Annotated in this window: 1 pseudogene; it reads left to right on the top strand. The window is 56.7% G+C overall.

Annotation, left to right across the window (positions count from 1 at the left end):
• Positions 1–50: 50 nt before the first annotated feature.
• Positions 51–841, top strand: a pseudogene (locus AC0IYH_RS29010) (type IV secretion protein Rhs); the annotation flags it as partial.

Raw genomic sequence — 841 nt, 5'->3', positions numbered from 1 at the left:
TCTTGATCGGCGTGACGGGCCAAACCATTGGCTTGCTGGTGCTGGCGGCCATGGATTCGAAGACGCGAGACGTCGAAGCCGTCATTGGCGATTTCAAGCGCTGTCTCAATAGCTACGACATGTGGGCAGAGAGCTATTTCAGCTTTTCGGCACTGGATGTCGAGCAGGTCTTCAAGGTCGGGGATGAAGTTGAGCTTGTAGCGCCGATCAACCGCTCGCGGTTTCCCAGCAGCACCACCGCGCAGTGCAAAGCTGACGGTACGCTGACCCTGGTGCATATGTTCCAGAGTTCGCGGTTCGTGCCCATTGGCAATACGCCTGTCGTCTTGCAACGCATCGATCCAAACGGCAGCCCGCTGGGCGAACCTCTGCACAAAACCATCGGGCCCAGCGGCATTCTGGAAATCACCGAGTGTGAGCGCAACCAGCAGTACCGGGTCAACTTCTATCCCAATGTTTCCAAGCAGCATTTCAAGGCGCTGTATGCCTCGTATCAGTCGGTGATTACACCGCTTGAAGGCTGGCTGCGCAGTGAGTGGAGCGGCACGTTTGAGCCGCTGTGGAAGGATTATTCCGAAGCCAATTTCCTCCAGCGCTACCTGACGTTGCACAAGGCCTACGCCAGTGGGTTTGGCGATGCGCTGTATTCGGTGTGGGACAACCTCAAGCAACTGCTTCAGTGGCTGAGCCATCCGCTGGAAAACGCGGAAAAACTCCTGCATTACCTGTCGCAGGCCGAGTTTGAAAAGCTGCTGGCCGTCAGCGCCGAAACCCTCGCCAAAGGCTTGCTGATACTCAGCGATGAGCCGCTGCTGTTTATTTATGTGGCGGCGATGGTCAG

This window comes from Pseudomonas sp. AC463 (genome assembly GCF_979253585.1).
Note: the sequence above shows the minus strand (reverse complement) of the source record. Positions and strands in the feature narration are given on the sequence as shown.